This is a genomic window from Bradyrhizobium sp. AUGA SZCCT0158 (assembly GCF_018130065.1).
Classification (GTDB): domain Bacteria; phylum Pseudomonadota; class Alphaproteobacteria; order Rhizobiales; family Xanthobacteraceae; genus Bradyrhizobium.
In genome coordinates this window covers 23,125-46,454 of sequence record NZ_JAFCME010000029.1, presented here as the reverse complement: position 1 = coordinate 46,454, position 23,330 = coordinate 23,125, and the positions used below count along the sequence as shown (strand labels likewise).

General features: G+C 63.6%; 23 protein-coding genes and 1 pseudogene. 16 read left to right on the top strand and 8 right to left on the bottom strand.

Annotated elements, in window-relative coordinates; all coding sequences use genetic code 11:
- Nucleotides 1–65 precede the first annotated feature (65 nt).
- The gene (locus JQ574_RS29490) at nt 66–1,043 is read right to left on the bottom strand and encodes a phosphatase PAP2 family protein (RefSeq protein ID WP_212207636.1); all 978 of its coding nucleotides are present in this window, start codon (nt 1,041–1,043) and stop codon (nt 66–68) included.
- A 265-nt stretch (nt 1,044–1,308) separates the two neighbouring features.
- Here JQ574_RS29490 and JQ574_RS29485 point away from each other — a divergent pair, with 265 nt between their 5' ends.
- Both JQ574_RS29485 and JQ574_RS29480 read left to right on the top strand, forming a co-directional pair.
- The gene (locus JQ574_RS29485; protein ID WP_192736811.1) at nt 1,309–1,983 is read left to right on the top strand and encodes a TetR/AcrR family transcriptional regulator; all 675 of its coding nucleotides are present in this window, start codon (nt 1,309–1,311) and stop codon (nt 1,981–1,983) included.
- A gap of 126 nt (nt 1,984–2,109) precedes the next feature.
- Nucleotides 2,110–2,534, top strand: a pseudogene (locus tag JQ574_RS29480) (OsmC family protein).
- A gap of 133 nt (nt 2,535–2,667) precedes the next feature.
- Here JQ574_RS29480 and pyk read toward each other — a convergent pair.
- Complete coding sequence (pyk, locus tag JQ574_RS29475; RefSeq protein ID WP_212207637.1) at nt 2,668–4,104, bottom strand: pyruvate kinase; 1,437 nt, start codon at nt 4,102–4,104, stop codon at nt 2,668–2,670.
- On the bottom strand, nt 4,101–4,685 hold the full coding sequence (locus JQ574_RS29470; protein WP_212032877.1) for a DUF1036 domain-containing protein: 585 nt from the start codon (nt 4,683–4,685) through the stop codon (nt 4,101–4,103). The genes pyk and JQ574_RS29470 overlap by 4 nt, the downstream gene beginning before the upstream one ends.
- Nucleotides 4,686–4,880: 195 nt before the next feature.
- Between JQ574_RS29470 and JQ574_RS29465 the strand changes: the two genes are divergently transcribed.
- The 3 genes from JQ574_RS29465 (at nt 4,881) to JQ574_RS29455 (ending at nt 7,735) form a co-directional block, all read left to right on the top strand.
- Nucleotides 4,881–5,183 (top strand): DUF1244 domain-containing protein, encoded by a 303-nt coding sequence (locus tag JQ574_RS29465; protein WP_212207638.1) that lies wholly within the window; start codon nt 4,881–4,883, stop codon nt 5,181–5,183.
- A gap of 336 nt (nt 5,184–5,519) precedes the next feature.
- Nucleotides 5,520–5,792, top strand: coding sequence for a DUF2312 domain-containing protein (locus tag JQ574_RS29460; RefSeq protein WP_079600063.1), 273 nt, complete (start codon nt 5,520–5,522; stop codon nt 5,790–5,792).
- A gap of 176 nt (nt 5,793–5,968) precedes the next feature.
- Nucleotides 5,969–7,735 carry an adenylate/guanylate cyclase domain-containing protein gene (locus tag JQ574_RS29455; RefSeq protein WP_212207639.1) on the top strand — a complete coding sequence of 589 codons (1,767 nt, stop codon included), beginning with the start codon at nt 5,969–5,971 and terminating at the stop codon, nt 7,733–7,735.
- 88 nt (nt 7,736–7,823) lie between these two features.
- Here the strand turns inward: JQ574_RS29455 and JQ574_RS29450 are convergent, their stop codons facing one another.
- The 5 genes from JQ574_RS29450 to JQ574_RS29430 all read right to left on the bottom strand — a co-directional run bounded on the left by JQ574_RS29450 (nt 7,824) and on the right by JQ574_RS29430 (nt 15,002).
- Entirely contained in the window at nt 7,824–9,497 is a 1,674-nt protein-coding gene (locus JQ574_RS29450) for a DUF882 domain-containing protein (protein WP_212207640.1), read from the bottom strand.
- A 283-nt stretch (nt 9,498–9,780) separates the two neighbouring features.
- Entirely contained in the window at nt 9,781–11,952 is a 2,172-nt protein-coding gene (locus JQ574_RS29445) for a L,D-transpeptidase family protein (protein ID WP_212275060.1), read from the bottom strand.
- Between the two features lie 349 nt (nt 11,953–12,301).
- Nucleotides 12,302–13,807, bottom strand: coding sequence for a sigma-54 dependent transcriptional regulator (locus tag JQ574_RS29440; protein ID WP_212207642.1), 1,506 nt, complete (start codon nt 13,805–13,807; stop codon nt 12,302–12,304).
- A gap of 102 nt (nt 13,808–13,909) precedes the next feature.
- Entirely contained in the window at nt 13,910–14,554 is a 645-nt protein-coding gene (locus JQ574_RS29435) for a TerC family protein (protein WP_212275059.1), read from the bottom strand.
- A gap of 121 nt (nt 14,555–14,675) precedes the next feature.
- Nucleotides 14,676–15,002 carry a hypothetical protein gene (locus tag JQ574_RS29430; protein WP_212207644.1) on the bottom strand — a complete coding sequence of 109 codons (327 nt, stop codon included), beginning with the start codon at nt 15,000–15,002 and terminating at the stop codon, nt 14,676–14,678.
- Between the two features lie 141 nt (nt 15,003–15,143).
- Between JQ574_RS29430 and JQ574_RS29425 the strand changes: the two genes are divergently transcribed.
- From JQ574_RS29425 to JQ574_RS29375, 11 genes are all read left to right on the top strand, one after another.
- Nucleotides 15,144–15,422 carry a helix-turn-helix domain-containing protein gene (locus JQ574_RS29425; RefSeq protein WP_212207645.1) on the top strand — a complete coding sequence of 93 codons (279 nt, stop codon included), beginning with the start codon at nt 15,144–15,146 and terminating at the stop codon, nt 15,420–15,422.
- A complete protein-coding gene (locus JQ574_RS29420) occupies nt 15,419–15,862 on the top strand; it encodes a hypothetical protein (RefSeq protein ID WP_212207646.1) in 444 nt (147 codons plus the stop codon). The genes JQ574_RS29425 and JQ574_RS29420 overlap by 4 nt, the downstream gene beginning before the upstream one ends.
- Nucleotides 15,863–15,902: 40 nt before the next feature.
- Nucleotides 15,903–17,780 carry a M3 family oligoendopeptidase gene (locus JQ574_RS29415; protein WP_212207647.1) on the top strand — a complete coding sequence of 626 codons (1,878 nt, stop codon included), beginning with the start codon at nt 15,903–15,905 and terminating at the stop codon, nt 17,778–17,780.
- Between the two features lie 74 nt (nt 17,781–17,854).
- Nucleotides 17,855–18,442, top strand: coding sequence for an intradiol ring-cleavage dioxygenase (locus JQ574_RS29410; RefSeq protein ID WP_212207648.1), 588 nt, complete (start codon nt 17,855–17,857; stop codon nt 18,440–18,442).
- Nucleotides 18,443–18,561: 119 nt separating this feature from the next.
- Nucleotides 18,562–18,822: an AbrB/MazE/SpoVT family DNA-binding domain-containing protein gene (locus tag JQ574_RS29405; protein ID WP_192736949.1), complete on the top strand. Its 261-nt coding sequence runs from the start codon at nt 18,562–18,564 to the stop codon at nt 18,820–18,822.
- Entirely contained in the window at nt 18,819–19,205 is a 387-nt protein-coding gene (locus tag JQ574_RS29400) for a type II toxin-antitoxin system death-on-curing family toxin (RefSeq protein ID WP_212207649.1), read from the top strand. Before JQ574_RS29405 ends, JQ574_RS29400 begins: the two co-directional genes overlap by 4 nt.
- Before the next feature lie 79 nt (nt 19,206–19,284).
- Entirely contained in the window at nt 19,285–19,437 is a 153-nt protein-coding gene (locus JQ574_RS29395; RefSeq protein ID WP_212207650.1) for an aa3-type cytochrome c oxidase subunit IV, read from the top strand.
- 136 nt (nt 19,438–19,573) lie between these two features.
- A complete protein-coding gene (locus JQ574_RS29390) occupies nt 19,574–20,698 on the top strand; it encodes a Re/Si-specific NAD(P)(+) transhydrogenase subunit alpha (protein ID WP_212207651.1) in 1,125 nt (374 codons plus the stop codon).
- 19 nt (nt 20,699–20,717) lie between these two features.
- Nucleotides 20,718–21,035, top strand: coding sequence for a proton-translocating transhydrogenase family protein (locus JQ574_RS29385; RefSeq protein ID WP_212207652.1), 318 nt, complete (start codon nt 20,718–20,720; stop codon nt 21,033–21,035).
- Between the two features lie 43 nt (nt 21,036–21,078).
- Nucleotides 21,079–22,476 carry an NAD(P)(+) transhydrogenase (Re/Si-specific) subunit beta gene (locus JQ574_RS29380; RefSeq protein ID WP_212207653.1) on the top strand — a complete coding sequence of 466 codons (1,398 nt, stop codon included), beginning with the start codon at nt 21,079–21,081 and terminating at the stop codon, nt 22,474–22,476.
- An 18-nt stretch (nt 22,477–22,494) separates the two neighbouring features.
- Complete coding sequence (locus JQ574_RS29375) at nt 22,495–23,301, top strand: alpha/beta hydrolase (protein WP_212207654.1); 807 nt, start codon at nt 22,495–22,497, stop codon at nt 23,299–23,301.
- Nucleotides 23,302–23,330 lie beyond the last annotated feature (29 nt).

The window sequence follows — 23,330 nt, the reverse complement described above, 5'->3', positions numbered from 1 at the left end:
GCCGTTAACCGGGCGGACACGCGTTTTAGTCAGAATTTACCATCGCAAGGCACGGCGATGGCGGCCTAATCCAATGCCGGCACCAGGGCTATCTGCGGCGCAGCCTGCGCGGTCGACGACGAGGGCGCCACGATGTTTACGAGATACTTGGCAAGGCAGATGCCGATCACGGCCAGCGCGACACCGCCGAACACGTCGATCATGTAGTGGGCGCCGATCACCGGCGTCGAAGCCATCATCAGGATATTGAGGACGACCGCGGCCCCTCCAACATAGCGCACTGGCCAAAGCGCCCAGATGTAGAGCACGGCGGAAGCCGCGTGGAAGCTCGGGAAGGATACGATGCCGGTGATCTTGAGCAATTCGAGATGCCGCAGCGAGCCATCGCGCAGCGCCAGGATGTCGCGCAGCTGCGCCTGATACATCGAGGCATCGAGCGACGAGAATTGCGCAGGGTCGATGTTGAGGCCGTAGTAGGTTCCGACCGCCGGCGTGAACGTCGAAATCACGAGCGTCATGATCAGTGTCAGGCTGAACGCAAGCACGAACACCTGCAGCCGCACAAAACGCGATGTCAGGGCAAGGACCAGCGGGATCGCGACCAGGATGATCTTGATCAGGGTGTAGCTGCGCACCAGCAAAGCGCCCAGCCATTCACGATCGTTGACGTATCGCGCGATCATTTCCGGATCCATGCCCATGGCGCGATCGATCGCGAGCAAGGCGCGGTCCTGCAGCGGCCAGTTGGTCACAGCAGCGACGTAGGTCAGCGGCCCCATGATCGTCGCGATCAACAGCAGCTGGGAAATCGCCCCCAGCGGAAAGATCAGCTTGGGATCCGCCTGATCGCCCTTGGCGAAGGCATAGAGGTAGGCGATCAGCGCCAATGCCGCGACGATTCCAAGAGTAACGGCAAGCGCGAGCGGTTTCATCGTGAAACCGCAGAGCGCGCCCCCGAGCAGCACCACGGCGCCCATGGCGGCAATCGGAATCCAGTTCAGCTGAAACAGCCGCCAGGCCGTGAAAGCGTTCGAATTGACCATGCCGCACCCTGCGAGGTTGTAGCGGCACAGTTGCGCGGGAAGGCTTAATATTCGGGAAACGGCTATGGTTATCGGCCCACCAATTGGACCCTGCGTTCAGCGGCCATTTGCCCCCGAGGCCGTCATATTTGCTTCTTGTCAACAGGCCTGAATAGTTGTTCAGTTCTTCAAAGCGATTGGGGACAATCGTTCAAAACATTGAAGACGCAGCGCGATCTTGCAACCCCTCCCGGGTGCGGACGCGCCGGGGATGGGGAAGCGCGCCATGGTCTATCGGCGAACCCAGCAAGTGGTGAAACGGCTGGCGGCGCGGCGCAGCGCCATTCTGGCGGCGGCGCGGGACGCTGCGGCGGACGGCGGCATGGCGGCGGTGCAGATCGCCCCCGTGGCGGTCCGCGCCAATGTCGCGGCCGGAACCGTCTATCGCTATTTCCCCTCCAAGGCCGAACTGATTTCCGAATTGATCGCCGAAGTTTCGCGCGACGAACTGGCCGCGATCCGCCGCGCGGCGGAGGCGGCGCCCGGGCCGTCCTCGGCACTGGCCGCGGCGGTCACGACGGTCGCCGTCCATGTGCTGTCGCAGCGCAAGCTCGCCTGGGGGATTCTGGCGGAGCCGGTCGATGTCGACGTGTCGGCTTCGCGGCTCGCCAGCCGCCGCGAAATCTCCGGCGAGATCGCAGCAAGGATCGAGGCGGCCGTGCGTGCCGGACATCTGCCGGCGCAGGATACCGCGCTCGCCGCCACCGCACTGCTCGGCGCATTGCACGAGGCGCTGGTCGGCCCGCTGGCCCCTGACAATATGGACGATTCCGCAAAACTGCGCGACGCCGTGCAGACCGTGACGCTATTGGCGCTACGCGCGGTCGGCGTTATGGACGCCCGCGCCCGCGGCCTCGTGGTGCAGGCGGTGCTGCCGGCCAAGGCGCTGGTCGGCGCGTAGGGCATGATCCCTCGCGACAAACGCGGAACGCGTTTTGCGCGGATATCACCGGCAATTGACATCGCTCTGACGCAACCATCCGCCAGATTGCGCGTGATCGGTTATTCACCGGTGAAGGAGCATTCCATGACGACGACATCAGGCTCGGCCAAATGGCAGGGCGGCATCAAGGACGGCAAGGGCGCAATCTCGACCAAGAGCGGCGCGCTGAACGACTATCCCTACGGTTTCGCCAGCCGCTTCGAGGGCAAGCCGGGCTCGAACCCGGAAGAATTGATCGGCGCCGCGCACGCCGCCTGCTTTACCATGGCGCTGTCGCTGATCCTCGGCGAAGCCAAGCTCACCGCCGAGCAGATGGAAACCAAGCCGACGTGACGCTGGAAAAGCAGGGCGATGGCTTTGCCATCACCTCGGTGCACCTGACATTGAATGCGAAAATTCCTGGCGCCGACAAGGCGAAGTTCGAGGAACTCGCGGGCAAGGCAAAAGCCGGCTGTCCGGTGTCGAAATTGCTGAACACGAAAATCACGCTGGACGCGACGCTTGCTTAGCTGTCATTCCGGGGCGCGCGAAAGCGCGAATCTCAGATGTGCAATTGCACATCGGGGAATCTCGAGATTCCCCGGGGCGCAATTGCGCCCCTGAGGCTGGTCCTTCGGACCATCCCGGAATGACGGCACGCCGTCACTTATCCGCTTTGCCATCCGGGCCGACATAGGCGATGCGCACCATGTTGGTGGTGCCGGCGATGCCGAGCGGCACGCCGGCGACGATGATCACGCGCTGGCCCGCCTTGGCGAAGCCGTCGCGGAACGCAATCGAGCCGGCGCGATCGACCATGTCGTCCTGGTCGTGCGCGTCTTCCGCGACCACGCAATGCACGCCCCACACGACGGACAATTTGCGCCCCGTCACCAGGTTCGGCGTAATCGCCACCACCGGCGGCTTCGGCCGTTCGCGCGCCACGCGGATCGCGGTCGAGCCCGAACTGGTCCAGCAGATGATCGCGGACAATTCCAGCGTCTCGGCGATCTGCCGTGCGGCGTCCGCGATGGCGTCGCCGACCGTCTGCTCCGGCTCGGGCCGCTGCGCCGTCAGCACCGAGCGATAGGTCGGATCGCGCTCCACTTCCTCGCCGATGCGGTTCATGGTCGAGACCGCCTCGACCGGGAATTTGCCGGCGGCGGATTCCGCCGACAGCATGATGGCGTCGGCGCCTTCATAGACCGCGGTCGCGACGTCGGAGACTTCGGCGCGCGTCGGCACCGGCGCCTGGATCATCGATTCCAGCATTTGCGTTGCGATCACCACCGGCTTGCCGGCGCGCCGTGCCATCCGCGTCATTTGCTTTTGAAGACTGGGCACCCGCTCCAGCGGCAATTCGACGCCGAGATCGCCGCGCGCCACCATCAGCGCGTCGGAGACCTCGAGGATTTCGCCGAGCCGGTCGATCGCCTGCGGCTTTTCGATCTTGGCCATCACAGCGGCGCGGCCGCGGATCAGCCGCTTGGCCTCATTGACGTCCTCGGCGCGCTGCACAAAGGAGAGCGCGACCCAGTCGATCCCGGTCGTCACCGCGGCTTCGAGATCGGCGCGATCCTTCGGCGTCATCGCCGAGACCGGCAGGTCGGTGTCGGGCAGGCTGACGCCCTTGCGGTCCGACATCTTGCCGCCGATCACCACCCGCGTCACGGCGCGATCGGGCGAGGTTTCCTCGGCAATCAGCCGCACCTTGCCGTCGTCGAGCAGCAAGGCGTGACCCGGCCGCAACGCCGCCAGGATTTCCGGATGCGGAAGCTGGACGCGGCTGTTGTCGCCCGGCGCCTTGTCGGAATCCAGAACAAAGTTCTGGCCGTTCTTGAGCTGGGTGGCGCCTTCATTGAACGAGCCAAGACGCAGCTTCGGTCCTTGCAGGTCGACCAGGATGCCGATCGGCCGGCCGTAGCTGGACTCGACATTGCGAATGGTCGTGACCAGTTCGCGCATCTTGTCGTGCGAGGTGTGGCTCATATTGATGCGGAACACATCGGCACCGGCCTCGAACAGCTTGCGAATCATCGCGCTGTCCGACGATGCCGGGCCGAGGGTGGCGAGGATCTTGATCCGACGGAGACGCCTCATTGCTTGGGCGCCGAAGCTGGCGGCTGCCCGGATCCGCCTTGAGGCGGTCCGCCAGGCGACAGACCCGGCACACCACCGGGACCGACCGTTCCCGGAATCCCCGGCACGCGCTGCTGCGCGGGTTGTTCATTGGCTTCGGTCAATTGCACGGTCCATGCTCTCTGTTCGCCGGTGTCGACCTCGAAGAACCCGGTGCGGTCAAAACCGCGCGCCAGGCAATTCTCGGTACCCTTGATGGTGAATTCCTTGTCTCGCGAACACATGAAGGCCTGCCCCGACCATTCGCCGCCGCGGTCATAGTCGAGCGCGTAAATATAATAGAACCGTGCGACAAGCGTTCCGCGCAGCAGCGTCTCGCAACTGCGCGAGGAGACGTTCCACCAGCCCTCGGTGGTCCAGCCCTCGGCGTCCTTGTAGCCGAGCGCGATGCCGACCCGGCTCGAGGTGTTGTTGCAGAGGCGAAAGTCAGCGGCCGCCGAACTGTTCCACAGGCCCATCACCGCCAACGCCAGCGCCGGCAGGAGGCCGGTGGTCAGGCGAGCGGGGAAGGGGCGTGAAGGCAGAGAATCTGTTCCGATCATATGCGAAGCTATATCAAATCATTGACGATTTCGCTTGCCCGGCGGGAGCTGTCAACGCCCGGCAGGCGCGTTTCCCACGATGCGGGACGTCCGGATTAACCGGTCCGGTGCTGGTTTGCGCGCCGATATGGCAAAATCTGTGACAATTCCCACCTGATATCAATATGCTCAGGAACAACCCCGCGGGACTAAACCATGACAATTGACGACAAAACCAGAACAGAACTGGAAGCCGCCGTTTTCCGCCGCCTGGTCGAGCACCTCCGCACCCGGACCGACGTCCAGAACATCGACCTGATGAACCTGGCCGGCTTCTGCCGCAACTGCCTGTCGAACTGGATGAAGGAAGAGGCCGACGGCAAGGGCGTGGCGATCAGCAAGGATGAGAGCCGCGAGGCGGTCTACGGCATGCCCTATGAGACCTGGAAGTCGAAGTTTCAGGGCAGCGCCAGTCCCGAGCAGCTGGAGGCGATGAAGAAGACCCATAGCGGGCATTAGAGCGTCGGCGCGCGCTGCCCTTCCCCTCTCCCCTTGTGGGAGAGGGTGGCTTCGCGAAACGAAGACGGGTGAGGGGTTCTCTCCTCACGGTAAGATTCGAGTTTGAGGATAGAGACCCCTCATCCGGCGCTTCGCGCCACCTTCTCCCACAAGGGGAGAAGGGAAAGTGCGCCGGCACCACTCCTACCTTCCTGTGGGCGCGCTGTGGATGAGCGCGATGGTGCCTTGACGCAAGGCGCCGCACTCTTGAGGGTCAATCTCAGAAAGCGCCGCGCGGTGAAGCGTGCGGCGCTTGATCTTTCAGCCCACCCATTCAGTTCCACTCAGGAGTACCCGATGGCCACCTCTGCCGCCGCCGTCCAGGAAGAACCCGCGACGAAATTCGCAAAAGACCAGCTCAAGGCCATCGTCGAGCGCATCGAACGGCTGGAAGAGGAAAAGAAGACGATCTCCGACGATATCCGCGACGTCTATGCCGAAGCCAAGGGCAACGGTTACGACGTCAAGGCACTGCGCACCATCGTTCGCCTGCGCAAGCAGGACGCCAATGAGCGCGCCGAGCAGGAGACGATTCTGGAAACCTACATGCAGGCGCTCGGGATGCTGTGAGCCGCCAGCCAGAGTCCTGTTCCGATGGAATCGGAACGGGACTCTGGGGTTGACGCGTTTTCCTGACGCGAACCGGCGTCCACTTCGCTGGAAAACGCTCCAGCAGGCATTTCCGGCGCAAACCAGCTTGGGCCGCGGCCTCGCCTCTGTTAGGCTGCCCGCAAGGGAACCTGGAAATGGACGTGCCTGGACCAGAGCGGAGGCTCGCAGCGGTCCTTGCCGCCGACATGGTCGGTTACAGCCGGCTCATGGAGGTTGACGAGACGGGGACGCTTGCCCGTCTCAAGACCCACCGGATCGAACTCATCGATCCGGCCATCGCGAAGAACCATGGCCGCATCATCAAGACCACCGGCGATGGCATGCTGGTCGAATTCCGCAGCGTCGCCGACGCTGTGCTGTGTGCCGCCGAGATTCAGCGCCGGATGGCGCGGCGCAACGCCGACGTCTCGCCGGCGCGCTGGATACAGTTCCGGATCGGCATCAATCTTGGCGACGTAATCGTCGAGGACAACGACATCTTTGGCGACGGCGTCAACGTGGCGGCGCGCCTCGAAATGCTCGCCGAGCCTGGCGGCATCTGTGTCTCGGGCGCGGTGCGCGATCAGGTCGGCCAACGGCTGGATGACGTCGCGTTCGAGGATCTCGGCGAGCAGAGCGTCAAGAACATCGTCCGTCCGATCCGCGTCTTCCGGGTTCGGCTCGATGCCGATCCAGAAGCCGCGCCAGAGGGCGCAAAGGACGCTGCGGTGGCGGCGCCGGCCTCCAAGAAGCCGTCGATTGCCGTGCTGCCGCTCGCCAACATGAGCGGCGATCCGGAGCAGGAATTCTTCGCGGACGGCCTCACCGAGGACATCATTACCGAGCTGTCACGCTTCCGCGATTTGCTCGTCATCTCGCGCAACTCGACGTTCGTGCACAAGGGCAAGGCGGTCAACGTGCGCGAGATCGCGCGCGAATTCGGCGTCGATTACGTCCTCGAGGGGAGCGTGCGCAAGGCGCGCGATCGCGTCCGCGTCACCGTGCAGCTGATCGACGCAGAAACCGACCAGCACGTCTGGGCCGAACGCTACGACCGCGAGCTTGAGGACATCTTCGCCATCCAGGACGAGATCACTCATGCGATCGTCGCGACGCTCCCCGGCAGGGTCGAGGCCGCCCGGCACGACCGCGCAAAACGCAAACCGACCGAAAGCATGGCGGCTTATGAGTGCGTGCTGGCTGCCAAGGTGCGGCACCACCGCTCGACGCGCGAGGACAACGCCGAAGCGCAGCGCCTGCTCGACCGCGCCCTCGCGCTCGACCCGAACTATGCACATGCCCACGCCTGGAAAGCATGTGTCCTCGGCCAGACGTGGGTCTATGGCTGGTGTGCCGATCGCGATGCCACCTTCGATCAGGTGGCCGCGGAGCTGGAGGTCACGCTGGCGCTCGACGACAATGACAGCGACGTACACCGGATTCTCGCCGCGCTGAACCTGAACCGCAACGACCATGACAAGGCCGCGTATCACCAGGAGCGAGGCCTCGCGCTCAACCCCAACTACGACCTTGTCGTGGTGCAGCAGGGCGAGCTTCTAACCTGGCTCGGGCGGCCGGAGGAAGGCATCGACTGGATCAAGAAGGCGATGCGCCTCAACCCGTACCATCCGGAGCGCTTCTGGAGTCATCTCGGGCGCGCCTGCTATTGCGCCGAGAAATATGCCGACGCCATCGAGGCCTTTTCGCGGATCACGCGGCCCGACTACACCCATCATGCCTTCCTCGCAGCCACGTTTGCGCAAATGGGCAACGCGGTCGCGGCCGCTGCGCACGCGGCCGAGGTTCTAAAGTCAGAGCCGACATTCTCGGTGGCCGTTTACCTCGCCACCCAGCACTACAAGCACGCCATCGACCGCCAGCGTCACGAGGCTGGCCTGCTCAAGGCAGGCTTGCCGGCCTGACGCAGCCGAGCACGAACACGGTGATCACGGCGTAGAGGGGCCGCGCGCTCGCGAGGATGATTTCGAGACCAATGGAAGTTGTGCGCGCTTAGCGCAGCGACGCCGTGCGCACGACGAAAGACTGCGTGGTGAGCTTGGCGGTCGCCGATCCGGTGAACCGGTCGGTGGTCATGCCCAGCATCGGATCTTCCGAGAAGCCCATCGTGATCGCGAACGGCGGCTTGATGAAATAGCTGCGCATCAGCGTCATGTCGGTATCGCCGAGCACGGTCGTTGACATCGCGTTGCTCGCGCTCGGCGCCAGCATCACGACCCGCATCCAGACATCGTTGCCCTTGGCGGCGGCAAGGCGCGTCGAGGTCGAAATCACGCTGCCCTGGCCCTGCGATGCCCCCTGCGCTCCCTTGGCGACGACGGTGTTGATTTCGGTGGCGGCGGCGGCAGCGTTGCGCGCCGGCCGCACGGTGCGCGGGATCGGCGCGGAGGCAGCAACCACGTTGGCGCGGTCGACCGGCGAGGAGGCGGCCGGCGCGTAGGCCAGCGCCTTGTTGAAAGCCTCGGCGACGCTGGCAGTCGGTTGCGGATCGGCGGCGCCGACGGCCTGACGGGCCCGGAGGGCCGCAAGCTGCACGGGGGTGGGCTGATTGGCCGTCGTCGGCGCATCGCCCCAGAAGCCGCGGGCGTTGATGATGTCGGCAGGTGTCTGCGGTTTCGGCTCGGCCGGCTTGTCGGCGGAAGCCTGCGCGGCCGGCTTGGCGTCCGGTTTGGATGGCTCCGGTTTGGATGCCTCCGGCTTGGATTTGGGCGCCGGAACGATCTGCGCATCAGCCGAGGCCAGCTGGATCGTTGCCGCGACCGGCTTTGCGCGCGGCGTCGGCACGATCTCGGCGGCCTTCGGGGCCGCGGCGGCGGCCACCACAGAAGGAGCAGGCTTTTCGTTCCTGACGGTGGCGGGGGCGCCGCCCTCATCCTCCTCGTCATTGGATTTGCCGCTCTTGAACAGCGACGCGAACAGGCTGGGCTTCTTGCCGACCGTTGCAGCGTCGTCGCCACTGCCGCGCCTCTCGATGTCGGCGCGGGCCAGTTCATAACCCTTCAGCGGACCACCATTCGAGGGCAGGTGGACGGTACGACCGTTGGGGAACACCCTGGCCAGCTGGTCATGGGTCATGCGCGGCCAGTGACGGACGCTGCCGGTATCGAGATGAACGAACGGCGATCCCGAGGTCGGGTAGAAGCCGACGCCACCGCGCTGCAGGCGAAGTCCGGCGGCGCGGATCTGCTCGAGCGGAATGCCCGGGATGAAGAAATCCATCGCGTGGCCGAGCGTATGCTGGCTGTGGCGGGCCACGCCGGACGAGCGGCGGCGGAGCATGGCATTGGTGGCGGGGGAGCGGTAGGCGGAGATGATCTGGATCGGCTGCTTGCCGTCGACGTCGCGGTAGACTTCCCAGAGGATGTCGAAGAGGTGACGATCCATCGTGGTCTGGTCCTGGCTGCGCCAGTCGCGGAGGAAGTGATTGAGTTTCTTCAGCGCTTCTTCGTCGTAACGCCCGTCGCGCTTGAAGGTGACGGTGAGGTCTTCGTTGGAGTGGGTGTGGTGGAAAGAAAGCGTCCTGGTCTCGTTCCGCGCGGTCGCGTCATGCACCGACCCGGCTCCGGCAAGGAGCAACAGGGACGTCAGGCCGATTTGATATCCGGCCTTCGGCAGACGAAGCGAATTGAATTGGCGCGCGAAACCAGTCAGCACGTATGAGCCCACCCAGTCGACCAGCGATCACCGATCTCTTTCGCAAACCAGGCCTCCCTAGGACCTGCGAAAGAGGGTGAACGCTTTATTAAAGCGGGAGGGTTAACCGAAGTTTACCGACCCGCCCCCAAGTTAGGCTTAACCTAACCCGTCGACTGTGGCGAAAAAGTGCCCTGTGCCAAAACCGAGATGGATAATGGTTAACGTAAACGATCTCGCCAAAGCGGCGAGATCGTTGATTTTACTTAAAAATTTCGACGGGCGGCGGGGACCCGGGGATTGAGACCCCCGGGGATTAACGGGTGATCACCCGCCGCTGCTGCTGGGGCTGCGCTTGCGGCCGGCGGCCGACCGGCGCGGGAGGCGTAACAGATGGTCCGCCGCCGAACAGCCGCTCGAAGAACGAAGGACCAGAGCTGCCGTAATCGTTGTTGAAGGCGACGTTGGAGGGCAGGGACGCGCCGCTCGGCCGGACGTAGCTCGGGTTGGCATGGGCCACTACGTTTTCCAGATCCCTGCTGCCGGAATTCTTCAGCAGCGGCAGCATCCTTGCGTCGCGGCCATAGACGTCCCGGCGCATCTGGAGCTTGCCGGATTCATCCACGAACGCGGTCTGATAGGTAATGTGAACCGGGATCGGCGTCGGGAAGCGCAGGTCGACCTCGCTGCGGCCATACATGCTGCGGATTTTTTCCGGCGTGTATTTGTCGTTCGGCATGACGATGTTGAGCAGCGTCGAGGCGTACTGATCCGGATTTTGCACCCGCATGCAGCCATGGCTGAAGGCGCGCTCATCCTTGGCGAACAGGTGCTTGTCCGGGGTGTCGTGCTGATAGACCAGGAACTTGTTCGGGAAGTTGAAGCGGATCCGGCCGAGCGCATTGGCTTCACCCGGCGGCTGCGAGATGTGGATCGAGCCGTCGCGGTTGCGTTCGAGCCTCAGTCCCATGCGTTGCAGTACGGTCGGATCCTGCTGCAGCGCCGGCAGATATTCGTTGTAGATGATCGACGGCGGCACGTTCCAGGTCGGATTGACGGTGATGAACTTCATCGTCTCGGTCAGCATCGGCGTGGCGTGGTTTCCCGGCTTTCCGGTCACGACGCGGGTGGTCCAGACCGGGGCACCGCCCTGCATCACCTTGAGCGTGAAGTCGGGCACGTTGAGGATAACGTAGGCATTGTTGAGCGACGGCACGCCGAGCTGGCGCGGCAGCCAGCGCAAGCGCTCCATGTTGACGATCACGGTGTCGATCTGGCGGTCACGCTTCGGGCTGTTGATGGCCTTGACGGTCTTGTCGTCGAGCACGCCGGTCGGCTTGAGGTCGGCGCTTTCCTGGAATTTGCGCACCGCTGCGGCGACCTTGGCATCGTATTTGGTGTCATCAGGGTTTTCGGTGACGCCGAGCTTGGCGCGCAGTTGCGGCACACGCGGATCTTCGGGGGCGACCTCCGGCTGTTTCTTGGTGGCGGCCTTGAATGCGAGCGGAGCGCCTTCGGCGATCTGCACCACCGGGCCTTCGCCCTGGCCGCGCAGTTCGGCGAGCTTGGCCTTCAAATCCTTGTACAGCTTGAACTGCGGATTGTAGCCCTCGAGGGCTGCGGAAGCATCCTTGGCGGTCGAGATGTTGGCCAGCACTTCGGCCGGATCGGTCGGATGCTCGGGATAGAGGATGTCGGCAGCGACCTGCGACCAGTGCATCCGGCTGCTCTGCGCCTGGCGTGCATAATCGAGCATGCTGGCGGTCAACTTCAGTTCGGCGTCGGCGAGTTGATCGGGCGAGGTGGCGGCCGCGAAATCCGGCACCGGATAGTCGGAGGGATTGAGGCCGTCAGAGGCGGCGTCCTTCAGGCGCGCGACGACGCCTTTGGCGCTGGCGGTCAGTTTGCCGGCCTGCGTCCACTGCGGCGCGTATTCGCGGGCGCTGTAGAATTTTTCGACCGCGGCGCGCTCGCCCTTGCGGTCGAAGGTCCGCAGCGCCTTGCTGGCCAGCATGTCGCGCAATTTGTCGGCGACCGGCTGATCCGCCGGCGCGACACTGCTCGCGGCTTTCACCGGCTCCGCGGCAGGCGCCGCAGCCGTTGCGGGCGCGGGCGTTGCGGGCGTCGTGGTCGCGGTGTCGCTCTTGGGAGCGTCGCTCTTGGGGGGCGCGGCCGCGGGCACGGCGACGGTTTCGGCCGGCCTCGGATCGGGAACGGTTGCGGTCGTGCTCGGTGCGGGCGCTGTCGTCTTGGCCGGATCGGGCACTGACGCGGTGCTCTCGATCTTGAAATCGCCGATGGTCGGCGGTGGAACGTTGGCCGGTTCGGGGCGCGGGACCGCTGCATCGATTGCGAGCTCTGCAGCACTGGTCCGGGGCGTATCGCTCTGACCCGCCAATGCAGAAGTCGCGGACACCGCGAGGAAGGTTGCCGCGACAGCGATCAGCACGCGGTCAAATCCAGCACGGTTGGTCGAACAGTCACGCATCGTCACACCCCCTTGGGCGGAACCGCCCCGGCATGGAGCAGTCCTTCAGGTATCGCTCGTCACAGCTTGCGCGAAAGCGCCGGCCTCGATCGCTTTAAGTCGGTACGCCTGCACGCAACGATTCAAACGCAGACGATACATGCGCCCCTTTCATGCAGCCAGCGCCATGGGGGGCAACTCACGACAAACTGACCTCAAACCACCAGTTGCAATTCGGGTGGCGTGGTTTTGCCATGCCCCCTGAGATTTGTCTGTCACCGGCAAGCCACGGTTCGAAGGTTCCCGAAGCGCCGATGGCGCTCAAGCCCTTGCCACCGGAGCGCCACAATCGTCCGTCGAGCTCAATTGCTCAATTGGTATCTTGCGCGCCCTCAGCCGGATCGTTGGCGGCGGCCTCGTCGAGTTTGCGATAGAGCGTGGAGCGGCCGATCTTCAGCCGGCGCGCCACTTCCGACATTTGCCCGCGATAGTGCGAAATCGCGAAACGGATGATCTCGTTTTCCATTTCCTCGAGCGGCCGCACCTCGCCCGCGGGAGTCAGCATCGCGAGGCTGCCGGTGTTGCTCAGCGGTGCAATCGGTATCTCATTACCTGACACCATCGCAGGCGCCGTCGACGGACCCACGATCAGCGGTTCGCCGTGCAGAGCCTGGGTATCCGTGTCCGGGACGATATGGTGGGCGGCGGCATGCGGGAAGTCCGACAGGCCAAGCTGGTCGCTCTCGCTCAACACCACGGCGCGATACACGGTGTTTTCGAGCTGGCGGATATTGCCGGGCCAATCGAGCTGCGCCAGATGCGTCATGGCTTCCCCGCTGATGCCGGTGATGGTGCGGTTCTCTTCGGCGCTGAACCGCGCCAGGAAGTGCCGCAACAGATGCGGGATGTCTTCGCGGCGCATGCGAAGCGGAGGAATGGTCAGCGGCAGCACGTGCAGGCGATAGAACAGGTCCTCGCGGAAGGCGCCGTTCTTCACGAGGTCGAGCAGTTTGCGGTTGGTCGCCGAAATGATGCGGACATCGACCTTCACCGGCTTGCGGCCGCCGACGGCCTCCACCGTGCCTTCCTGCAATGCACGAAGCAGTTTTACCTGGGCTGCAAGCGGCAGTTCGCCGACTTCGTCGAGGAACAGCGTGCCGCCGGAAGCTTCGACGAACTTACCCATGTGGCGTTCGGTGGCGCCGGTGAACGCGCCCTTCTCGTGACCGAACAGGATCGACTCCACCAGATTGTCGGGGATCGCGCCGCAGTTGACGGCCACGAACGGCTTGGCCTTGCGCTCGCTGCTGCCGTGGATGGCGCGGGCAAACAATTCCTTGCCGACGCCGGACTCGCCTTCGATCAGCACCGGAATGCCCGATGAGGCGGCCTTCTGCGCGGTGCGCAGCACGCCTGCCATGGTTTCGCTGCGGGTGATGATATCGGCAAAGGTCAGCCGGCCTTCGCGACTGTGACGGATGCGCTGCAATTCGCCCTTCAAGGCCTGCGTGTTGAGCGCGTTGCGCAAGCTGACCTGCAGCCGTTCGAAGCCGACCGGCTTGACGACGAAATCCTGCGCGCCGGCGCGCATTGCCGAAACCACATTGTCGATGCCGCCATGGGCGGTCTGCACGATGACGGGAACGGTCAAACCGGCATCACGAATTTTTGCGAGCACACCGAGCCCGTCGAGGCCGGGCATCACGAGATCGAGAACGACGGCATCGATCGCTTGAGCGTCGGGGGCGGTCAGCAAGGCCACGGCGGCGTCGCCGCTGTCGACGACCAGCGACTCATAACCGCATTTCTGCACCATGTTTTCTACCAGACGGCGCTGCACCGCGTCGTCATCAGCAATCAGAATGGTGGCAGCCATGGTTTACCCCGCACGTTACGCCAACTGTATCGAATCGGGGCACTCTCGCCTATGGCGATTAACGCACACTTAATTGTTGGAGCTGCGGCTGTGCGTGAGCGGCTAAGTGTTGAGATGTGGCCACACCTCCAGAACGCCGCGATAGCACATGTCGAAAGCCACATAGAGGATGATCGCGAGGCCGACATAGGCGATCCAGCGATGCTTTTCCAGAAGGCGCGCGATGAAGTTGGCGGCGAGCCCCATCAGCGCAATGGAAAGTCCCAGACCGAATATCAGGATCATTGGATGCTCGCGCGCCGCACCTGCGACGGCGAGCACATTGTCGAGCGACATCGACACGTCGGCGAGCGTGATCTGCCAGACGGCCTGGCCAAGCGTCTTCTGGTTGGGCGCAGCGGCTGATGGATCGATCGTTCTTGCTGCCGAAAGATCCTGCAATTTCGGTTCATGATGATGCGACGTGCGCAACTCACGCCACATTTTCCAGCATACCCAAAGCAGCAGAATGCCGCCCGCGAGCAGCAGTCCAATGATTTGCAGCAACTGAACCGTGACGGAAGCGAAACCGATGCGCAGGATCGTGGCGGCCAATATGCCGATCAAAATCGCTTTCTTGCGCTGACCCTCCGGTAGCCCGGCGGCTGCAAGCCCGATGACGATCGCGTTGTCGCCGGCGAGCACCAGGTCGATCATCACGACCTGGAAAAACGCTGTCAGGGCTTCTGAGGAGATTAGTTCGAACATGCGGGCCACTCCGTGAATGGTCCAATCCGACATCGCAGTTCGCTTGAACTGCCAGAGGGGCCCGGGCTTGGACGTGCAGACAAAAACGACGCAGTCAAAACTGCGAAACTGATTCCGTTACTCAGGTTGGTTCGAGGGTGAAAAGCCTGACCATTTGGTCCGGCTCGATCAGAACGGAGAGGACGACGCCGATGAACGTCAGGCTTCCGGCGAGGTCGAACCACATGGTGCGGAAGCGGTCGCGCCGGCAAAGCAGCGCGAAGCCAGCCGTCGCAGCGGCAATTGCAAACAGCAGGGTGACGATCGCAGGCGCCAGCGCATCCGCCGGCACCACACTCCGGATTCCGAGGGTGGCGATCAGTGCCACGATCAGGATGCCGGCAAACAGCTCCTTGCCGCGAGCCGAAGGTGCTCGGTCGCTCGTTCGGACAATCTGATTGCGGTCCAAGAAGGCCATCGAAATCTTATTCGCGAGCTGAGATTGTGGTAGGGAACTTGACTGATCCCGGTATTCAATTTGGCTAGTTTAGTAATCATGAAACGAGTAAAACATCAAGACGTTTCCGCTGAACGGCTGCCGGGCAAGGCTGTGCCGGAAGCCAAGCAATTGCGGAAACTGGCGGGGGATTGGCTAAAGCAGCGCCGGGCGGATGCCGAATTGTCGCAGGCCGATCTCGCCGCGCGGCTCGGTCTCAAGTATTATACGTTCATCTCACAGGTCGAGAACGGGTTCAGCCGTGTCCCGACCGAAATTATGGGCGCGTGGGCCAGCGAATTGGGTCTTGAACAGGCGGCGTTCGCTAGGCATCTATTATTGTACTACGAGCCGGAACTGCACCGGCTGCTGTTCGGAGCGGAAAGCAAATGAGCGTGGTTGCGTTCGAGCGCAGACATGAAACCGGCGTCTGGAGCGAACGGGAGCTCAATACAATCTCCGCGGCATTGCAGGCTGCGCTCGCGCCATCGACCGGCCGTGAATGGGAAACCGGCACGACGGAAAAAGGCGATGCCCAGTTCTATCTGTTGGGCCCGCTTCCGGATCAGGCCTGCGAGCTGTGTGTGTCCCGGGTCGGGGGGCGCTATATTCTGGAAGACGGGTTGGGCCGGCTGCTGTTCGAGCATCGAAACCTCGATCTCGTCGCGCTGCACGCGAGGGCCGCGGTCCCTTGCACGTCGTGGCTGATGGTTCGGGCGATCACGCTGTGGTGTGCGATTCGGAGCGTCTTCCACGAAAAACTCGAGCCGATGATCGCGGAGACCGAAGAGCTGCTGGTGCAGCTCGCGCCGCAGCTGGCAGCGTTCGCCTGATCGCCTCGTCAAAAATCATCACGCCAATCTGAAAGTGTTCATGAACGCGAAATCTGCGACATCCCGCGCCAGCAAGAAGTCCCGCAAAACCGCAATCAGCAAGGGAACTGCCGTCAGCAAGGCCGCCGCAGCCAAATCGAAAACCGGCAAATTGCCGGAATGGAATCTGGCCGACCTCTATTCCGGCATCGACGCCCCCGAAGTCGCGCGTGACTTGCAGGAGATGGATGCCGCATGCATCGCGTTCGAGACCGACTACAAAGGCAAACTGGCCGACAACGTTGCAAAGGATGATGGCGGGCAGTGGCTCGCCGCAGCGGTCAAGCGCTACGAGGCGATCGACGATCTCGCCGGCCGCCTTGGCTCCTATGCCGGCCTGATCCACGCCGGCGACAGCGTCGATCCCGCAATCACGAAATTCTACGGCGACGTTTCGGAGCGGCTCACCGCCGCATCGGTGCATCTGCTGTTCTTCGGGCTCGAACTCAACCGCGTGGACGACGCCGTGATTGAGCGCGCGCTGCAGACGCCCGACCTCGCCTACTATCGCCCGTGGATCGAGGATCTGCGCAAGGACAAGCCGTATCAGCTCGAGGATCGCGTCGAGCAGTTGTTTCACGAAAAATCCCAGAGCGGCTATGCCGCCTGGAACCGGCTGTTCGACCAGACCATCTCCGGCCTGCGCTTCAAGGTCGGTGGAAAAGAACTGGCGATCGAGCCGACGCTGAATTTCCTGCAGGACCGCGCGCCCGAAAAGCGCAAGGCCGCGGGGCAGGCGCTGGCGAAAACCTTCAAGGAGAACGAGCGGACCTTTGCGCTCGTCACCAACACCCTCGCCAAGGACAAGGAGATTTCCGATCGCTGGCGCGGCTTTGCGGATGTCGCGGATTCCCGGCATCTCAACAACCGTGTCGAGCGCGAGGTGGTCGATGCGCTGGTCGGATCGGTCAGGTCGGCCTATCCGCGGCTGTCGCATCGTTATTACGCGCTCAAGGCCGGCTGGTTCAAAAAGAAGAAGCTGGCGCATTGGGATCGCAACGCGCCGCTGCCGTTCGCGGCGACCGGCACGATCGCCTGGCCCGAGGCCCGCAACATGGTGCTGACGGCCTATCGCGGCTTCTCGGTCGAGATGGCCGATATCGCCGAGCGTTTCTTCACCGACCGCTGGATCGACGCGCCGGTGCGGCCGGGCAAGGCGCCCGGTGCGTTCTCGCATCCGACCACGCCGTCGGCGCATCCCTATGTGCTGATGAACTATCAGGGCAAGCCGCGCGACGTGATGACGCTGGCGCATGAGCTCGGCCATGGCGTGCACCAGGTGCTGGCGGCCAAAAACGGTGCGCTGATGGCGCCGACGCCGCTGACGCTCGCCGAAACCGCCAGCGTGTTCGGCGAAATGCTGACCTTCAAGCGGCTGCTCGGGCAGACCAAGAATGCGAAACAGCGTCAGGCGCTGCTCGCCGGCAAGGTCGAGGACATGATCAACACCGTGGTGCGGCAGGTCGCGTTCTATTCGTTCGAGCGCGCCATCCACACCGAGCGCAAGAACGGCGAACTGACCGCCCAGCGCATCGGCGAGATCTGGCTCAGCGTGCAGGGCGAAAGCCTCGGGCCGGCCATCGACATTCGCCCGGGCTACGAAAATTTCTGGATGTACATCCCGCACTTCATCCACTCGCCGTTCTACGTCTACGCCTATGCGTTCGGCGATTGCCTGGTGAACTCGCTCTATGCGGTCTACGAGAATGCCTCCGACGGCTTTGCCGAGCGCTACCTTGCGATGCTGGCGGCCGGCGGCACCAAGCATTATTCCGAACTGCTGAAGCCGTTCGGGCTCGATGCCAAGGATCCGAAGTTCTGGGACGGCGGGCTGTCGGTCATAGCCGGCATGATCGACGAACTGGAAACGATGGGCTGACGCACGCGCCGCGGCGACAAACTTCGGCCGTCGTCGCACCCCATCATGACGGCGACGTCAGGAGTGCAGTGCTCATGGTCGACACGCCGACACGCCGCGCAGTGCTTGGAGCGGGCGCCCTCGTGGCCGGTTCGCTGTTCGGGATCGAAAGCGCTGTTGCGCAGGCGCCGCTTCGGCCCACGCCCGCCTGCCAAGACGGCGAGGCGGCAACCTTGGCGCAGACCGAAGGGCCTTACTTCAAGCCGTCCTCGCCCGAGCGGGTCGAACTGTTTGAAGAGGGGATGGCGGGGCAGCCGATCGAACTCGTTGGGTTCGTGCTTACCCGTGCCTGCAAGCCGGTCTCTGGCGCTTTGCTGGATTTCTGGCAGGCCGACGGCAGGGGGCAATATGACAATTCCGGCTTCCGGCTGCGCGGTCATCAGTTCACCGATGCGGAAGGGCGATATCGGTTGCGCACCGTCGTGCCTGGCGTCTATCCCGGCCGCACCCGCCACATCCATGTGAAGGTACAGCCGCGCGGCGGCCGCGTGCTGACGACCCAGCTCTATTTTCCGGGCGAATCGCAGAACGGCTCCGACGGCCTGTTCCGCAAGGCGTTGCTGGTGCGCACCGCCAAGAACGCCGGATGGCTCGCCGGACGGTTCGATTTCGTGGTCGGCTAGGCGCTTTCGCGCCGCGCCGGCATTTCCGGATGTTTGTAAAACATTTGTTGAACAGGTGGGGGGCCGTGTTATACGTTCCGTACAACGGAGCCGGTGCTATGACCAAGACCCCTCGCGGCATGAACGAAGCCCCTCGTGAGTACAAGATCGAGGATACCGCGCTTCAAATTCGGAAGATTGGCAATTCGGTCGGCGTGATCCTGCCGAAAGAACTCCTTGCCCGGCTGAATCTCAAGGAGGGCGACAAGTTCTATCCGGTCGAGCAACCGGATGGCAGCCTGCGTCTTTCGCCGTTCAACCCCAAGCACGCGCGGACGATGGAAATCGCCCGCCAGATCATGCACGAATATCGCGATACGTTTGCCGCGCTTGCAAAATGAGCGAGCCAATCTGGCTCGATGTCGACGAAGTCATCGACATGCATGCCGAGCAACTGGCGATATTTGGCGGACCAGAGGGCCTCCGGGATCACGGCCTTCTGGAGTCGGCGGTTATGCGGCCGGTCAATCAATGGGCTTATGGACAGACCGATATGGCCGCGCTCGCCGCAGCCTATGCGTTCGGTCTTGCCCGCAACCGCGCCTTTGTGGACGGCAACAAGCGCACCGCGTTCCACGCCATGATGGTGTTTCTGCGGGCCAACGACATCCCGTTCGCGCCCGATCCGGCGCACGCCACCGCCATCATCCTGTCCCTGGCCGCGGGCGAGGTCAGCGAGGAAAGCCTGACCCGCTGGATCCGGGACAATTGGCCTTCCGAATGACCCGATAGGCTTTGTCCCGTTGCCCTGCTGGCGGCTTTGCGGTAATTGCACGCGAGATCGATGATTACTGGGGATACCGATGGCAGACCATAGCGAAGTGGCCTACACGACCGCTGACGGCAACGATTATCCGGCCCATGAGCAGACCTATGAAGGGTTCATCATGCTGGTCAAGTACGGCACCATCGCCGTTGTCGTGATCGTCGCTCTGATGGGCTACTTCCTGACCTGATGCGTCGCCGGCTGCACCGCCCGGGCGGCGGTGACCAGAAAAATTTGCACGTTGCCCGGTTATGAAACCGGTATCCAACTAAGCGGAAATAACGCTAGTTTGCTTGCGCGCGCGCCCTCGCGCCGCCGGAGGCCCCATGAAGATTGCCGTTGCCAAGGAAATCGATCCGTCCGAACCACGGGTGGCTGCTTCCCCCGATACCGTGAAGAAGTTCAAGGCGATCGGTGCCGAAGTGGTGGTGGAGCCGGGAGCGGGCATCAAGTCGGGCCTGCCGGATTCCGAATATACCGCGGCCGGTGCCACCATCAGCGCGGACGCGTTGAAGGATGCCGACATCATCATCAAGGTGAAGCGGCCGGAGGCCTCTGAACTCGGCCAATACAAGCGCGGCGCCCTGGTCATCGCCATCATGGACCCCTACGGCAACGAGGCGGCGCTCAAGACCATCGCCGACTCCGGCGTGTCGGCCTTCGCGATGGAATTGATGCCGCGCATCACCCGCGCGCAGGTGATGGACGTGTTGTCGTCGCAGGCCAACCTCGCCGGCTACCGCGCGGTGATCGAGGCCGCCGAGGCGTTCGGCCGCGCTTTCCCCATGATGATGACCGCAGCGGGCACGGTTCCCGCGGCAAAAGTGTTCGTGATGGGCGTCGGCGTCGCCGGCCTGCAGGCGATCGCGACCGCGCGCCGGCTTGGCGCCGTCGTCACCGCGACCGACGTGCGGCCGGCCACCAAGGAGCAGGTCGAAAGTCTCGGCGCCAAATTCCTCGCGGTCGAGGATGAGGAGTTCAAGAACGCCCAGACCGCCGGCGGCTATGCCAAGGAAATGTCGAAAGAGTATCAGGCCAAGCAGGCCGCCCTCACCGCCGAACACATCAAGAAGCAGGACATTATCATCACGACCGCGCTGATCCCGGGCCGTCCGGCGCCGAGGCTTGTCAGCGCCGACATGGTCAAGTCGATGAAGCCCGGCTCGGTCCTGATCGATCTGGCGATTGAGCGCGGCGGCAATGTCGAGGGCGCCAGGGCGGGCGAAGTCGTCGATGCCGATGGCGTCAAGATCGTCGGCTACACCAATGTCGCGGGCCGTGTCGCGCAGTCCGCCTCGAGCCTGTACGCCCGCAACCTGTTTTCCTTCATCGAGACCATGATCGACAAGCCGAACAAGGCGCTCGCGGTCAATTGGGAAGACGAACTGGTCAAGGCCACGGCGCTGACCAAAGACGGCGCCGTCATCCATCCGAACTTCCAGCCTAAATAGCCAGCCCAGGAGAGCCGCCATGGATCATATTGCACAGGCCGTCGATCCCTTCGTGTTCCGGCTGTCGATCTTCGTCCTTGCCGTTTTCGTCGGCTACTTCGTGGTCTGGTCGGTGACCCCCGCGCTGCATACACCGCTGATGTCGGTGACGAACGCGATCTCGTCGGTGATCGTGGTCGGCGCGCTGCTCGCGGTCGGCGTTCCCATGATCTCGAGCGGCTCAGGCTGGGCGCGCGGCTTCGGCTTCATCGCGCTGATTTTCGCCTGCGTGAATATCTTCGGCGGCTTCCTTGTCACCCAGCGCATGCTGGCGATGTACAAGAAGAAGGCAAAGTGAGCGGCGTGCACCTCGGGGTGGCGAAGACAATAGGGGACCTGAGATGAACGCCAATCTGGCTGCATTATTGTATCTCGTGGCAGGTGTGCTGTTCATCCTGTCGCTGCGCGGCTTGTCCAGTCCGGCATCGTCCCGCCAGGGCAATCTGTTCGGCATGGTCGGCATGGCGATCGCGGTCGCGACCACGCTCGCCAGCCATCCGCCGGCGGACGGCGTCGCCTGGGTGCTGGTGATATTAGGCATCGCCATCGGCGGCGGCATCGGTGCCGTGATCGCGCGGCGGGTGCCGATGACCTCGATGCCGGAACTGGTCGCCGCCTTCCACTCGCTGGTCGGTATGGCCGCGGTGTTGGTGGCCGCCGGCGCGTTCTACGCGCCCGAAGCGTTCGACATCGGCAAGCCCGGGCAGATCCACGCCGCGAGCCTGATCGAAATGTCGCTCGGCGTCGCGATCGGCGCGCTGACCTTCACCGGCTCCGTGATCGCGTTCCTGAAGCTGTCCGGCCGCATGAGTGGCGCGCCGATCATCCTGCCGGCGCGCCACATCATCAACATCGCGCTGGCTCTGGCGCTGGTATTCTTCATCTTCGGTCTGGTGCGGTCCGGCAGCGCGCTCGACTTCTGGCTGATCACGATCATCGCGCTGGTGCTCGGCGTCCTCATGATCATTCCGATCGGCGGCGCCGACATGCCGGTCGTGATCTCGATGCTGAACTCCTATTCCGGCTGGGCCGCGGCCGGCATCGGCTTCACGCTCGGCAATTCCGCGCTGATCATCACCGGCGCGCTGGTCGGCTCGTCGGGCGCGATCCTGTCCTACATCATGTGCCACGCGATGAACCGTTCCTTCATCTCGGTCATCCTCGGCGGCTTCGGCGGCGAGACCGCGGCGGCCGGCGGTGGTGGCGGCGAGCAGAAGCCCGCCAAACTCGGCTCCGCCGACGACGCGGCCTTCATCATGAAGAACGCGCAGAAGGTGATCATCGTGCCTGGCTACGGCATGGCGGTGGCGCAAGCCCAGCATGCGCTGCGCGAAATGGGCGATCTGCTGAAGAAGGAAGGCGTCGAGGTCAAGTACGCCATCCACCCGGTGGCCGGCCGCATGCCCGGCCACATGAACGTGCTGCTGGCCGAGGCCAACGTGCCCTATGACGAGGTGTTCGAACTCGAGGACATCAACTCCGAATTCGCGCAGGCCGACATCGCCTTCGTGATCGGCGCCAACGACGTCACCAATCCGGCGGCCGAGGACGACAAGACCTCGCCGATCTACGGCATGCCGGTGCTGCAGGTCTGGAAGGCCGGCACCGTGATGTTCATCAAGCGGTCGCTCGCCTCGGGCTATGCCGGCATCGACAATCCCTTGTTCTATCGCGACAACACCATGATGCTGCTCGGCGACGCCAAGAAAGTCACCGAGAACATCGTCAAGGGGATGTAGCCCCGGACACGGGAAGTCATGACCGTCCTGAAATGGCTGCTGATTGTCGTTTCGGTCGGTTATGCTTGCGGGCTTGCCGGGCTGTTCTTCGCGCAGCGCTCGTTCCTGTTTCCGATTCCAACGGCCACACGAACGACGCCGCAGGCGGCCGGTTTTCCGGAAGCCGAAGAGCATGTGCTGACCACCGCGGACGGTGAGAAGGTCATTGTCTGGCACGTTCCGGCCAGGCCCGGCCGTCCCGTCATTCTCTATTTCCACGGCAATGGCGATTTCCTCGCCGGCTTCTTCGGGCGTTTTCGCGAACTGATCGCCGACGGCACTGGCATCGTCGCGATGTCCTATCGCGGCTATGCGGGCTCGAGCGGACACCCGAGCGAGCGCGGCTTGCTGCAGGATGCGGCCGCGGCCTATGCCTTCACGACGGCGCGATACAGCGCGGACAAGATCGTGGCCTGGGGTTTTTCGCTCGGCACCGGCGTCGCGGTGGCGCTGGCGGCGGAGCAGCCGATCGGCAAGATCATTCTGGAGGCGCCCTATACATCGCTTGCCGACGTTGGCGCTGCCGCATTTCCGATCTTCCCGGTTCGTTGGGCGATCAAAGATCCATTCCATTCCGACCACCGCATCGCGCGGGTGAACGCGCCGCTCCTGGTCCTGCATGGCGCGCGCGATGCCACGATCCCGATCGCATTTGGCGAGCGCCTGTTTGCGCTTGCGCACGATCCCAAGACGTTCGTCAGGTTCCCTGACGGCGGCCACAACGATCTCGATGCTTATGGTGCAACGGCAGCAGCGCGGCAATTCATCAACGCCGCAAAAGGCTGACGGCGGCGATTGTTTACTGCATAGTCGGA